The 12,949-nt window shown below is 70.7% G+C and carries 11 protein-coding genes and 1 tRNA gene; 4 read left to right on the top strand and 8 right to left on the bottom strand.

The features are described from left to right. Positions 1-10 precede the first annotated feature (10 nt). From AB0G11_RS14585 to AB0G11_RS14555, 7 genes are all read right to left on the bottom strand, one after another. Positions 11-775, bottom strand: coding sequence for a 3'(2'),5'-bisphosphate nucleotidase CysQ (locus AB0G11_RS14585; RefSeq protein WP_219500349.1), 765 nt, complete (start codon positions 773-775; stop codon positions 11-13). Beyond that, complete coding sequence (locus AB0G11_RS14580; protein ID WP_357586319.1) at positions 775-2,127, bottom strand: sugar transferase; 1,353 nt, start codon at positions 2,125-2,127, stop codon at positions 775-777. The genes AB0G11_RS14585 and AB0G11_RS14580 overlap by 1 nt, the downstream gene beginning before the upstream one ends. Before the next feature lie 193 nt (positions 2,128-2,320). Beyond that, positions 2,321-2,905 (bottom strand): aminoacyl-tRNA hydrolase, encoded by a 585-nt coding sequence (pth, locus tag AB0G11_RS14575; protein ID WP_219500348.1) that lies wholly within the window; start codon positions 2,903-2,905, stop codon positions 2,321-2,323. Between the two features lie 60 nt (positions 2,906-2,965). Continuing rightward, entirely contained in the window at positions 2,966-3,580 is a 615-nt protein-coding gene (locus AB0G11_RS14570) for a 50S ribosomal protein L25/general stress protein Ctc (protein ID WP_357586222.1), read from the bottom strand. Between the two features lie 99 nt (positions 3,581-3,679). Then, a complete protein-coding gene (locus tag AB0G11_RS14565) occupies positions 3,680-4,657 on the bottom strand; it encodes a ribose-phosphate diphosphokinase (protein ID WP_219500340.1) in 978 nt (325 codons plus the stop codon). Then, positions 4,644-6,104: a bifunctional UDP-N-acetylglucosamine diphosphorylase/glucosamine-1-phosphate N-acetyltransferase GlmU gene (gene glmU / locus AB0G11_RS14560; RefSeq protein ID WP_219500338.1), complete on the bottom strand. Its 1,461-nt coding sequence runs from the start codon at positions 6,102-6,104 to the stop codon at positions 4,644-4,646. Before glmU ends, AB0G11_RS14565 begins: the two co-directional genes overlap by 14 nt. A 120-nt stretch (positions 6,105-6,224) precedes the next feature. Next, a tRNA-Gln gene (locus AB0G11_RS14555) sits at positions 6,225-6,296 on the bottom strand. Between the two features lie 268 nt (positions 6,297-6,564). Here AB0G11_RS14555 and AB0G11_RS14550 point away from each other — a divergent pair. The 4 genes from AB0G11_RS14550 to AB0G11_RS14535 all read left to right on the top strand — a co-directional run bounded on the left by AB0G11_RS14550 (position 6,565) and on the right by AB0G11_RS14535 (position 11,448). Beyond that, positions 6,565-7,506, top strand: coding sequence for an acyl-CoA desaturase (locus tag AB0G11_RS14550; protein WP_219500327.1), 942 nt, complete (start codon positions 6,565-6,567; stop codon positions 7,504-7,506). Positions 7,507-7,554: 48 nt separating this feature from the next. Further along, positions 7,555-8,484, top strand: coding sequence for a TetR/AcrR family transcriptional regulator (locus AB0G11_RS14545; RefSeq protein ID WP_219500326.1), 930 nt, complete (start codon positions 7,555-7,557; stop codon positions 8,482-8,484). 80 nt (positions 8,485-8,564) lie between these two features. After that, positions 8,565-10,625: an RNA degradosome polyphosphate kinase gene (locus AB0G11_RS14540; RefSeq protein ID WP_219500324.1), complete on the top strand. Its 2,061-nt coding sequence runs from the start codon at positions 8,565-8,567 to the stop codon at positions 10,623-10,625. After that, positions 10,615-11,448: an NUDIX hydrolase gene (locus tag AB0G11_RS14535; RefSeq protein WP_357586220.1), complete on the top strand. Its 834-nt coding sequence runs from the start codon at positions 10,615-10,617 to the stop codon at positions 11,446-11,448. The genes AB0G11_RS14540 and AB0G11_RS14535 overlap by 11 nt, the downstream gene beginning before the upstream one ends. On the opposite strand, the gene AB0G11_RS14530 is transcribed toward AB0G11_RS14535, so the two are convergent. Further along, positions 11,423-12,931, bottom strand: a complete 1,509-nt coding sequence (locus AB0G11_RS14530; RefSeq protein ID WP_357586218.1) for a CYTH and CHAD domain-containing protein — start codon at positions 12,929-12,931, stop codon at positions 11,423-11,425. The two genes, AB0G11_RS14535 and AB0G11_RS14530, sit on opposite strands and share 26 nt — an antisense overlap. Positions 12,932-12,949 lie beyond the last annotated feature (18 nt).

The raw sequence follows: 12,949 nt of genomic DNA, 5'->3' as shown, positions 1-12,949 counted from the left end.
CGGGGCGTTTTTAGCGGTGCAGGTCCCGAATCCCGGCGAGCAGGGTAGACGCCAAGTCCGGTAGGGAAACCAGAATATCCGGTAGGGAGGGGTCGGCTTGGTTGTAGGTCAGGGTTGAGCCGTCGACGCGGCTGGCGTGGGCTCCCGCGGCCAGCGCGACGGCGACCGGCGCGGCCGAGTCCCACTCGTACTGGCCGCCGGCGTGGACGTACGCCTCGACCTCTCCGGTGAGCACCGCGCAGATCTTGGCCCCGGCCGAGCCGATCGGCACCAGGTCGGCCCCGGCGAGGTAGGCGAGCTTCTGCACGAACTCCGGCGGCCTGGTGCGGCTCACCGCGATGCGGAAGCGGCCGCCTTCGTGGGCGGGCAGCTTGGGCGGCTCGGCGGTGCCGAGCGTGCGGCCCTGGGCGGGCAGCGCCACGGCCCCGGCGCTCAGCGTGCCGCGCTCCCACAGCGCGACGTGGACGGCCCAGTCGGCGCGGCCCTCCTCGGAGAACTCGCGGGTGCCGTCGAGCGGGTCGACGATCCACACCCGGTCGGCCGACAGCCTGCGCGGGTCGAGCCGCTCCTCGCGGGTGGCCTCCTCCGACAGCACGCTGTCGCTGGGCCGCAGCCTGGCCAGCGCCTCCATCAGGAACTCGTGGGAAGCCCGGTCACCGGCGGCCTTGAGCGCGGCCTGGTCGGCGAACCCGACGCGGTCCCGGACCGCCAGCAGGTGCTCGCCCGCCTCGGTCGCCAGGTCGGCGGCGAGGGCGTGGTCGTCGCGAATCGTCATCAGTAAGCTCCTTGCCCGCGTGCGACGGCCGACCAAGTCTTCCACAGGATCTGCAGGTCCAACATGAGGGACCAGTTCTCCACGTAACGCAGGTCGAGCCGGACCGATTCCTCCCATGACAGATCGGACCGGCCGCTCACCTGCCACAGCCCGGTCAGCCCCGGCCGGACGAGCAGCCGTCTGCGCACGTCGTCGCCGTAGCCGGCGACCTCCTCCGGCAGCGGCGGGCGCGGGCCGACCAGCGACATGTGGCCGAGCAGCACGTTGAGGAGCTGGGGCAGCTCGTCGAGCGAGTGGCGGCGCAGGAACATGCCGAGCGGCGTCACCCGGGGATCGTTGCGGATCTTGAACAGCGGGCCGTCGCCGTCGCTGACCAGGGTGATCTTCTGATATTCGGAGCCGCGCCGCATCGTGCGGAACTTCACGATCGTGAACGGCCTGCCGTCCCTGCCGATCCTGACCTGGCGGAACAGCGCGGGCCCGGGGCTGGTGGCGCGTACGGCGACCGCGAGCCCGGCCAGCAGCGGGGCCAGCAGCACGAGCAGGACGGCGGCCACCAGCCGGTCGAAGACGTTCTTGACGAGCTGCCTGGCGCCGGTCAGCTCGGGGTGCTCGACGTGCAGCAGCGGCAGCCCGGCGGCCGGCCTGATCATGGTGCGCGGCCCGGCGACCTCCATGAGCGCGGGGGCCACGACGAGCTCGGTCTGGGTGGCCTCCAGCCGCCAGGCGAGGCGGCGCAGCGCCAGGCCGTCCATCTCGGGACAGGCGAGCACGGCGACCGTGTCGGCGCCTACCTGCTCGACGACCAGCGGCACGTCGCTGAAGTGGCCGGCGACGGGCACCTCGGCCACGCTGTCGAGGGCGGCGTCGTCGGGCAGGCAGGCGGCCACGACGTCCATGCCGTGGTAGCGCTCCTTGCGGAACAGGCGTACGAGCTCGTCCACGGAGGCGGCGTGGCCGACGGCCACCACGCGGCGCAGGCACTCCCCGCGCGCCCGGCGGCGGTGCAGGGCGCGCCGCAGGGCGTGGCGCAGCGCCAGCGTCAGCAACGTGACCAGCGGCAGCGCGAGCACCACGTAACCGCGGGCGACGTCGGCCTTGGTCAGGTAGGAGCCGATGGCGAGCAGGGCGGTGAGCGCGGCCCCGCAGCGCACGATGCGGCGGAACTCCTCCGAGCCCTCGCCGATGAGGCGCGGCTCGTAGGCCCGGTTGAGCGCGACGGCGCCCAGCCACACGGCGGGCAGCGCGACGCTGACCAGCAGATAGGGGAGCGCGTGGGCGCTGACGTGGCCGAACCGGAAGCAGAACGCGGCGGCCGACCCGGCGCCGGCGGCGAGCAGGTCGGCGCCCATCGCCCGGAGCTGGTAGGCGCGCACCCAGCCGGGCACGCGCGGCCCGGCGCGCCAGGCGACGCTGGGCTCGGCTCCGGCGACGGTCAGCAACCCGTCCTGCACGCACGCCTCCAGGTGACGTTCGTCAACGGAATGTCACTAGATCGTAGCCCTGCGTGCAGGCTGCCCAGGCGGGAACGGCGTTATGAGCGGATCAGCGTGGAGGGCCGGAAATGTTCAGATCGGCGCGGTGAAACTCGTTCTGCGTGACGTCGAGGCCGCGCTCCATGAGCGACTCCACCACGTCGGCCGCCCGGTCGACCAGGAACGGCAGGTCCTTGCGCTCGGCCGTGGCGAAGTCCTTCAGCACGAACGAGGCGGGGTCCATCCGGCCGGGCGGCCTGCCGATGCCGAACCGTACGCGCAGGTAGTCGCGGGTGCCGAGGACCTTGGTGATCGACTTGAGCCCGTTGTGCCCGTTGTCGCCGCCGCCCAGCTTGGCGCGCAGCGCCCCGTACGGGACGTCGAGCTCGTCGTGGACCACGATGAGCCGGTCGGGGCCGATCTTGTAGAAGTCGGCGAGCGCCTTGGTCGGCCCGCCGGAAAGGTTCATGTACGTGAGCGGCTTGGCGAGCACGGCGGCCCGCGTCTCCAGCACCTCGGCCCGGCTGCGGTGCGCCTTGAACCGCCCGCCGGCCCTGGCGGCCAACTCGTCGAGCGTCATGAAGCCCGCGTTGTGCCTGTTGCCCGCGTATTCGGGGCCGGGGTTGCCGAGCCCGACGATCAGCCAGCGGTCCATGTGCTTCCCCTCAAGCGGAAAGGGGCAGCCGGCATGCCGACTGCCCCGTGACCGGGATGGTTACTCGGCGGCAGCGGCCTCGGCGGCCTCGCCCTCGGCAGCCTCGCCCTCGGCGCCCTCCTCCTCGGCGGGAGCCTCGGTCGGCTTGGCGTTGACCTGGATGACCACGGTCTCCGGGTCGGCGATCAGCGTGGTGCCCTTGGGCAGGTCGAGCTGGCCGGCGGTGATCGAGGCGCCGACCTCCAGGCCCTCGACGCTGACCTCGACGCCGGTCGGGATGTGCGTGGCCTCGGCCTCGACCGCGATGCTCATGAGCTGCTGGTCGAACAGGCCCTCGGAGTTGACGTCACCGACGGCGGTGACGGGGATCTCGACGGTGACCTTCTCGCCGCGCTTGACCAGGAGCAGGTCGACGTGCTCGACGAAGCCCTTGATCGGGTCACGCTGGACGCCCTTGGGCAGCGCGAGCTCGTCGACGCCCTCGCCGTGGAGGCGGATCAGCACGTTGGGCGTGCGGAGCGCGAGGAGCACCTCGTGGCCCGGCAGGGTCAGGTGCTTGGGGTCGATGCCGTGCCCGTAGAGGACGGCGGGCACCTTGTCGGCGCGGCGGATCTTGCGGGCGGCGCCCTTGCCGAACGTGGTGCGCTGCTCGGCGGCGATACGGACTTCAGACACGACATCTCCTAGGGATGCAGAGTTCGACGGGGTTTTGCGCTCCCCCTCACCCGCCCTAGCGGAAGGCGTTACGAGCGCAACCCTCACAGCCTACCGGGCTCAGGTGTCTCCCTCGAACAGACTGGTGACGGAGCCGTCGGTGAACACCTCGGTGATGGCGCGGGCGATCAGCGGGGCGATGGACAGCACGGTCAGCTTGTCGAAGCGGCTCTCCTGCGACAGCGGCAGCGTGTTGGTGACGATGACCTCGGAGATGCGCGAGTTCTTCAGCCGGTCGACCGCCGGGTCGGAGAACACCGCGTGCGTGGCGGCGGTGATCACGTTGGTGGCGCCCTGCTCGTAGAGGGCGTCGGCGGCCTTGCAGATCGTGCCGGCGGTGTCGATCATGTCGTCGATGAGCACGCAGGTCCGGCCGCGTACCTTGCCGACGACCTCGTTGACCTTCACCGAGTTGGCGACGTCGAGGTCACGCCGCTTGTGGATGAAGGCCAGCGGGGTGCCGAGCGTGTCGGCCCAGCGCTCCGACAGCCGCACCCGGCCGGTGTCGGGCGAGACGATCGTGGTGTTGGCCAGGTCGAGCTTGTTCTTCAGGTAGCTCTCCAGCACCGGCATGGCGAACAGGTGGTCCACCGGGCCGTCGAAGAAGCCCTGGATCTGGGAGGTGTGCAGGTCGATCGACATGAGCCGGTCGGCGCCCGCGGTCTTGAAGATGTCGGCGATCAGCCGGGCGGTGATGGGCTCGCGGCCGCGGCCCTTCTTGTCCTGCCTGGCGTAGCCGAAGAACGGCATGACCACGGTGATGCGCTTGGCGGAGGCCCGCTTGAGCGCGTCGACCATGATGAGCTGTTCCATGATCCACTGGTTGATCGGGCCGGTGTGGCTCTGGATCACGAAGGCGTCGCAGCCCCGGACGGATTCCAGGTAGCGGGCGTAGATCTCGCCGTTGGCGAAGTCGATCAACTTGGTGGGGGTAAGGGAGACGCCCACGTGCTCGGCGACCTCCTCGGCCAGCTCCGGATACGCGCGGCCGGAGAAGAGCATGAGGTTCTTCTCGCCCGGCTGTTTAATGCTGGTCACTGCTGCTCTCCTGCTGTTGCTGCTCGGCCAGCGCCCGCTCGGCCGCGGCTGCCGACTTCGTGCCCGCGCGCCTGCGCAAGACCCATTTCTCGATGTTGCGCTGACGCGCTCTCGCCACCCCGATCGCGCCGGGCGGCACATCGCCGTCGATGACGGAGCCGGCGGCCGTGTAGGCGCCGTCGCCGATCGTCACCGGGGCGATGAGCATGGTGTCGCAGCCGACGAACGCGCCGTCGCCCACGGTGGTGCGGCTCTTGTTGACGCCGTCGTAGTTGACGAAGACCACGGCCGCGCCGACGTTGACGTCGTCGCCGATCGTGGCGTCGCCCGCGTAGGTCAGGTGTGGGACCTTGGAGCGTTCGCCGACCTGGGAGTTCTTCATCTCGACGAAGGTGCCGGCCTTGGACCTGCGGCCCAGGACGGTGCCGGGGCGCAGGTAGCAGTAGGGGCCGACGCTGGCCTCGGGGCCGATCTCGGCGCTGTCGGCGACGGCGTTGCGGACGACCGCGCCGGCGCCGACCCGGGTGTCGGTGAGCGTGGTGGCGGGCCCGACCTCGGCGCCGGCCTCGATGACCGTGCTGCCGTGGAGCTGGGTGCCGGGGTGGATGACGGCGTCGGGCTCAATGGTGACGCCGACGTCGATCCAGGTGCTGGCCGGGTCCACGATGGTGGCGCCGGCGCGCATGTGGCGCTCCAGCAGGCGCTGGTTGAGCACCTTGCGGGCGTGGGCGAGCTGGACGCGGTCGTTGACGCCCTCGACCTCGGCGTGGTCGGCGGCGACGTGCGCGCCGACCCGGTGGCCGTCGCCGCGCAGGATCGACAGCACGTCGGTGAGGTACTCCTCGCCCTGGGCGTTGTCGGTGGACACCCGCTTGACGGCGTCGGCCAGGAGCGCGCCGTCGAAGGCGTAGATGCCGGAGTTCATCTCCTTGATGGCGCGCTGCTCGGGGGTGGCGTCCTTCTCCTCGACGATCTCCAGCACGGCGCCGTCCGGGTCGCGGACGATGCGGCCGTAGCCGGTGGGGTCGGGCACCTCGGCGGTGAGCACGGTGACCGCGTTGCCGTCGGCCTCGTGCTTGCGCAGCAGCTCGGCCATGGTCTCGGCGCGCAGGAGCGGCACGTCGCCGTAGGTGACCAGGACGGTGCCGGTGATGGCGCCGACCTCCTCCAGCACGGTGCGGACCGCGTGGCCGGTGCCGCGCTGCTCGCGCTGGACGACGGCGCGGGCGTCGGGGCTGGTCTCGGCCAGGTGGGCGCCGACGCGTTCGAGCGCGTGGCCGATGACGACGATGAGCCGCTCGGGACCGAGGTCACGGGCGGCGGAGAGCATGTGGTCGACCAAGGCTCGGCCGCACAGCTCGTGCAGGACTTTCGGGGTCTGGCTCTTCATCCGGGTCCCCTCGCCGGCGGCGAGGACGACGACGGCTGCCGGGCGCGGCACACTCACGGACTGAGGCTCCCTGTGGCTGGACGGTTCAGGGCAGTGGCTACCGCACCGCTACCCTCCCGACATCGTGAGGATACCTGCCCGTCCTGGGCTCTCTCGCGAGGGGGGACGCCCGAAAGGCTCCCGGAAGAGGACTCGAACCCCTACAAAGTGGACCAAAACCACTTGTCCTGCCGATTAGACGATCCGGGATTAATCGGACACCGTGGCGTCCGACACACCCCCTACGATACCGATTCCGCGCCCACCTTCGCCCCCATCTGAGTGTCAGGGCGTTCTCTGGGCAGGGAGACGGCATAACAGACCGTCCCAAAAGCCGCAAGCCATGAAACCCACGCATGTCGTTGACAAGCCCGTTGCGAAACACACATCGCCGCTTAGGGCTTCCTAACTTACGATGGCGTAGGTTACGTTTGCGTAGCCAGGACAATCACCGCAAACAGCTCGTGAGAGGCAGCCGATGACCGTACTCGCCGAACGCTCGACCCCAGGACCGAAGCCCGACTTCGAACCCGAACCGCGCACCAAGGCCGAACTGATCACGTTCGCGCTGGTCGTCGGGCTCCCGCTGATCGCTATCGGCGCCGCCGTGCCGATCGCGTGGGGATGGGGGCTCATCGGCTGGAGCGACGTGGTGATCGCGGCGGTCTTCTACGTCATCTCCGGTCTCGGCGTCACGGTCGGCCTGCACCGCTACTTCACCCACGGCTCGTTCAAGGCCAAGCGCCCGCTCAAGATCGCTCTGGGGATCGCGGGCAGCCTCTCCCTGGAGATGTCGGTGCTCGACTGGGTCGCCACCCACCGCAAGCACCACAAGTTCTCCGACAAGGAGGGCGACCCGCACTCGCCGTGGCGCTTCGGCCCCGGGTTCAGGTCCATGACCAAGGGCCTGCTGTACGCGCACATGGGCTGGCTGTTCGACGCCGACCGGGTCAACCGTGAGAAGTACGCCCCGGACCTGGTCAGGGACCCGGACGTGATGAAGCTCCACCGCTGGTTCGGCGCCCTCGCGCTCACCTCGATCCTGCTGCCGGGCGTCATCGGCGGCCTCGTCACCTGGTCCTGGCAGGGCGCGCTGACCGCGCTGTTCTGGGGCTCGCTCGTGCGCATCGGCCTGCTGCACCACGTCACCTGGTCGATCAACTCCATCTGCCACGTGTTCGGCGAGGAGGACTTCCAGGTCCGCGACAAGTCGCGCAACGTGTGGTGGCTGGCCATCCCGTCGTTCGGCGAGTCGTGGCACAACCTGCACCACTCCGACCCCACCTGCGCCCGGCACGGCGTCCTCAAGGGGCAGATCGACCTGAGCGCCGGCGTCATCCGGATTTTCGAGCGGCTCGGCTGGGCGCACGACGTGCGCTGGCCCACTCCGGAACGCCTGGCGGCCAAGAGAATCTCCTGACAGCACGCCATTATGGGAACCGTGACCGAATCCCGATCTCGCAGGCGTATGACCGGAAGAGAACGAAGAGAGCAACTGATACTGATCAGTCGCACCCTGTTCGCTGAGAAGGGGTTCGACGGGACCTCCATCGAGGAGATCGCCGCGACCGCCCAGGTCTCCAAGCCGGTGGTCTACGAGCACTTCGGCGGCAAGGAGGGCGTCTACGCGGTGGTCGTCGACCGCGAGATGCAGAAACTTCTCGCCATGATCACCGAGGCGCTGTCGGCCACCCACTCGCTGGTCAAGCTGGAGCGGGCCGCGCTGGCCCTGCTCCGCTACATCGAGGAGAGCAGCGAGGGGTTTCGCATCCTGGTCCGCGACTCGCACGCCGCGTCGGGCACCGGCACGTTCGCCAGCTTGATCAGTGAGATCGCGAGCCAGGTGGAGGACGTCCTGGCCGACGAGTTCGTCGGCCGGGGCTACGACCCCAAGCTCGCCCCCATGTACGCCCAGATGCTGGTCGGCATGGTGGCACTGACCGGCCAGTGGTGGCTGGACGTGCGCAAGCCCGGCCGCGAGGAGGTCGCGGCCCACCTGGTCAACCTGGCCTGGAACGGCCTGACCGGGCTCAACCCGCAGCCCACGATCACCCTGGCCACCCGGCCGCAGCCCGTCGCCGTGCCGCAGCCCGCCGTCCCGCAGCCCGCCGTCGCGCCGCGCACCAGCGACAAGGAGCTGCGCGAGCTGGAGAAGGCCCGCGAGCGGGAGCAGAAGGAGGCGGAGAAGATCCGCCAGCGCGAGCTGAAGGAGGCCGAGAAGGCCAGGGTGCGCGAGCTGAAAGAGCGCGAGCGCCTGCTCAAAGAGGCCGAGAAGGAGCGCGAGCGGCTCATGAAGGAAGCCGAGAAGGTCCGCGAGCGCGAGGACAAGCTGCGCCAGCGTGAGGCCCGGCTGGCCGAGCGGGCCGCCCGCCTCGGACAGGGCGAGCCGGGCGACTGAGAGCCAGGCGTCCTGCCAGGCGAATAAGTCGTTGCGGGGAAGTTAACGTTCTGTTCAACCGGACCGGGCATATTCCACGTATGTCCGCTGAACTGCTGCATTCCGGTAACGATCTACCCCTGCCACAGGAGAGGTTCCTCAACCGCGAGGAGAGCTGGCTGCAGTTCAACGAACGCGTGCTGGAGCTGGCCGAGGACGCGTCACTGCCGCTGCTGGAACGGGTCCGTTTCCTGGCGATCTTCGCCAGCAACCTCGACGAGTTCTTCCGCGTCCGGGTGGCCGGGCTCAAGCGGCGCATGGCGACCGGCCTGCTGCTGCGCACCAAGAGCGGGCTCAAGCCGAGCGAGGAGCTGGCCAGGATCGCGACCGTCGCCGACGATCTGGCCCGGCGGCACGCGGCGGCCTTCCACCAGCGGATCCGCCCGCAGCTCGCGACCGAGGGCATCGAGATCGTCCGCTGGGACGACCTGGGCCGCGAGGAACGCACCGAGCTGCGCAAGCTCTTCCGTGAGCGAATCCGGCCGGTCCTGACGCCGCTGGCCGTCGACCCTGCCCACCCGTTTCCGTACATTTCAGGGTTGAGCCTGAATCTGGCTGTCGTGGTGCGCAACCCGGCCACCGACCACACCGTGTTCGCCCGGGTCAAGGTGCCCTCGCAGCTGCCCCGGTTCGTGACCGCGTCCAAGGACCGGTTCGTACCGCTGGAAGACGTCATCGCCGCACACCTGGGCCAGCTCTTCAAGGGCATGGAGATCGTCCAGCACCACGTCTTCCGGGTCACCAGGAACGAGGACCTGGAGGTCGACGAGGACGTCACCGAGAACCTCATGCAGGCCCTGGAGAAGGAGCTGCGGCGGCGCAGGTTCGGGCCGCCGGTGCGGCTGGAGGTCGAGGACACCATCACCCAGGAGGTGCTCGACCTGCTCGTGGAGGAGCTGGAGCTGGCTCCGCACGAGATCTACCGGATCGCCGGGCCGCTCGACCTGACCGGGCTGCACGCGATCGCCGACCTGGACCGGGGCGAGCTCGGCTACCGGCCGTTCGTGCCCGCCGAGGCGATCAGCTCGGCCGACGACCTGTTCGCGGTGCTGCGCGAGCGCGACGTGCTGCTGCACCACCCGTACGACTCGTTCGCCACCAGCGTGCAGCGCTTCATCGAGGTGGCCTCGGCCGACCCGAGGGTGCTGGCGATCAAGCAGACCCTCTACCGGACCAGCGGCGACTCCCCCATCGTCGACGCGCTCATCGACGCCGCCGAGGCGGGCAAGCAGGTCGTGGTCGTGGTGGAGATCAAGGCGAGGTTCGACGAGCACGCCAACATCTCCTGGGCCCGCAAGCTGGAACGGGCCGGCTGCCACGTCGTCTACGGCGTCGTCGGGCTCAAGACGCACTGCAAGCTCGCGCTGGTCGTCCGCCAGGAGGCCTCCGGCGAGCTGCGCCGCTACTGCCACATCGGCACCGGCAACTACAACCCCAAGACCGCCCGGCAGTACGAGGACTTCGGCCTGCTCACCGCCGACCCGCTGGTCGGCGAGGACGTCACCGACCTGTTCATCCACCTGACCGGCTACTCCAACCACTCGGCCTACCGCCGGCTGCTGGTCGCGCCGCACTCGCTGCGCGGCGGGCTGCTGGCCAGGATCGAGCGGGAGATCGCCCACCAGCAGGCGGGCCGCCCGGCGCGGATCAGGATCAAGACGAACTCGCTGGTCGACGAGCCGATCATCGACGCCCTCTACCGCGCGTCACGGGCCGGCGTGCCGGTGGACCTGTGGGTGCGCGGCGTGTGCACGCTGCGGCCCGGCATCCCCGGTCTGTCGGAGACGATCCGCGTCCGCTCGGTGCTGGGACGCTTCCTGGAGCACTCCCGGGTGTACGAGTTCGGCCTCGGCAGGCGGCCCGAGGTGTGGATCGGCAGCGCGGACCTGATGCGGCGCAACCTCGACCGCCGGGTGGAAGCCCTGGTCAAGGTCACCTCGCCGCAGCACAAGGCGTACCTGATCGAACTGATGGACCAGGCGATGGCCGAGACCACGAGCACGTGGTGGCTCGGCTCCGACGGCGCGTGGGTGCGCCACCAGGGCGAGGACCTGCAGAGCCACCTGATCGGCACGCGCCGCTGGAGGACCATTGACGACTGACCCGATCCTGGCCGCCGGCGCCGTCGTGTGGCGCGGCGAGGAGAGCTCCCCCGAGGTGGCCGTCGTCCACCGGCCGCGCTACGACGACTGGACCTTCCCCAAGGGCAAGCTGGAGCCCGGCGAGCACGTGATCGCCGCCGCGCTGCGCGAGGTGTGCGAGGAGACCGGCCTGACCGTGACGCTCGGCCGCGCTCTGCCCCCGGTCCACTACCTGCTCGGCACGCGGCTCAAGCGGGTCGACTACTGGGCCGGGCGGGTGGCGGCCGAGGACCCGTTCACGCCCGGTGACGAGGTCGACGAGCTGCGCTGGCTGTCCCCGGAACGGGCGCGCGACCTGCTGACCTACGAGTGGGACGCGGGCCTGCTGCGCGCGCTGCCCGCCGCGCCGCTGGACACGGTCCCGCTCGTCCTGGTGCGGCACGGCTCGGCGGGCTCCCGCCAGGCGTGGCACGGCGACGACGCCCTGCGCCCGCTCGACGCCGAAGGGAGGGCCCAGGCCGCGACGCTGGCCACGGTCCTGCCCGCCTACCGGCCCAGGACCGTGCTGAGCTCACCCAGCCTGCGCTGCGTCCAGACGCTGGAGCCGTACACCCGCGACATCACCCGCGACGCGCTGCTGGCCGAGGAGAGCCAGGACCCGCGCAAGACCCCGGCGCTGGTCGGCGAGCTGACCGGGCCCGCCGTCGTGTGCAGCCACGGCAAGGTGCTGCCCGGGCTGATCGCCGCGCTCGGCGGAACTGACCGGCACCTGCGCAAGGGCGCGTTCGCCGTGCTGCACCGGGTGGGCGAGCGGGTCGTCAGCGTGGAGCACCACGAGACGTGAGCTTCGCCACCGCCCGCGTCGTCTCCGCCCACACCCGGGGGAACTCCGCGTGCGCCCGCTCGGCCGCCGCCCGTTCGAGCCCGACCAGCAGCCCGTACGTGAACGTGTCCTCGCCGGCCTCCCTGGCCGCCTGCGCCTCACGGGCCAGCGTCTCCTGCGCGACCACCCCGTCCTGGTGCGCCCCCAGCACTTCCTGTACGTCCTCCGCCAGCTCGGCGAGCCTGGCCATGGGCTTGCCCAGCGGCCCCTGGAGCGCCTCGGCGGTGTAGCGGGCGCGCTTGGCGGCCTTGCGCACGTCGTGCATGGCCAGCTCGCGCGCCTGCGGGTCGGCGATCGCCCGCGCGGTCTCGTACGCCCCGGTCACCCGGGCCCAGCCCGCCTCCGCCACGTCCTGAAGGGTGCTCGCGGCGGGCTCGGCCGCGGCCTTCGTCAGCCGGGGCGCGGCCACCAGCCCGTCGAGCGCGTCCAGCAGCCGGTAGTAGCGCTCGCCGCTGAGCTCCTCGCGGATGCGCCCGTAGGCCTCCTGCTCGCGTTTGAGCAGGTCGTCACCGAGGCGGACGCGGATGGGGCCGGTGACGAGCTCGGGCGCCAGCCGGTCCAGCTCGGCGGCGAACCTGGCCCTGGTCACCTCCAGGTCACGGGCCTCGCCCAGCACCTCGCCGAGCCATCGCAACTCCTCCTGCAGCTCGGCCGTGCCCCGGACGATCGGCTTGAACGCCTTGAGCGCGCTGCGCAGCCTGCGGGCGGCCACGCGCATCTGGTGCACCGCGTCCTGCTCGGCCCTCCGTACCCGGGGATCCTGGGAGAGGAGGGCGGCCACGTGGCCCGCCAGGTAGCCGGCGACGGCGTGACCCGCGGTGCCCGGCTCCAGCTCGGCGCGCGGGACCGGTGGCGGGCCGAGGAGCTTGGCCAGCTTGCTGGCCGCCGCCGACGGCGAGGCGCCCGCCTTCGTCAGCCGCTTGCCCACCTTGGCCAGCAGCTTGGCGTCGCCCTCCAGCAGCTCGGCCTCGACCTCGCGCCAGCGGGTGACGGTATCGCCGCCGGTTTCGCCGTTCTTGCCGAACACCGTGCCTTTGACACGGTCGTCGGCGATCTCCACGAGTTTCGTGTCGCCGTCGCGCAGGACCGTGATGCTGCGGCGCGTGTCGAGCTCGGCGACCACCTGGAGCTCGGCTCCCCGCGTGTAGGCGCGGACCAGCTCGGCCAGCTCAGCGGGGACGATCCTGGTGCTGCGGGTGAGCGGGTGGGTGATCTCCTGGCGCACGCCCTTGGCCTTGGGCAGCTTCAGATGCCAGCCGGGATCGGCGCCGCCCCGCCTGCGCCGGAGCGTGACGCCCCTGGACGCCAGCCGCAGATCGGGTGTGTCGTAATAAAGGGCGACGAGCCGGAAGGATTTGGGGCCGACGACCTCCGCCAGACCGGTCAGGTCCGGCACCTCGAAGCCGGGGGGAACGTCGAACTTGTCCTCGATCTCGATGCCCACGACACCTCGCAAGAGTCC

This window comes from Nonomuraea sp. NPDC023979 (assembly GCF_040639085.1).
GTDB classification, from domain to species: Bacteria; Actinomycetota; Actinomycetes; order Streptosporangiales; family Streptosporangiaceae; genus Nonomuraea; species Nonomuraea ceibae.
This window is presented reverse-complemented; position numbering and strand designations above follow the sequence as displayed.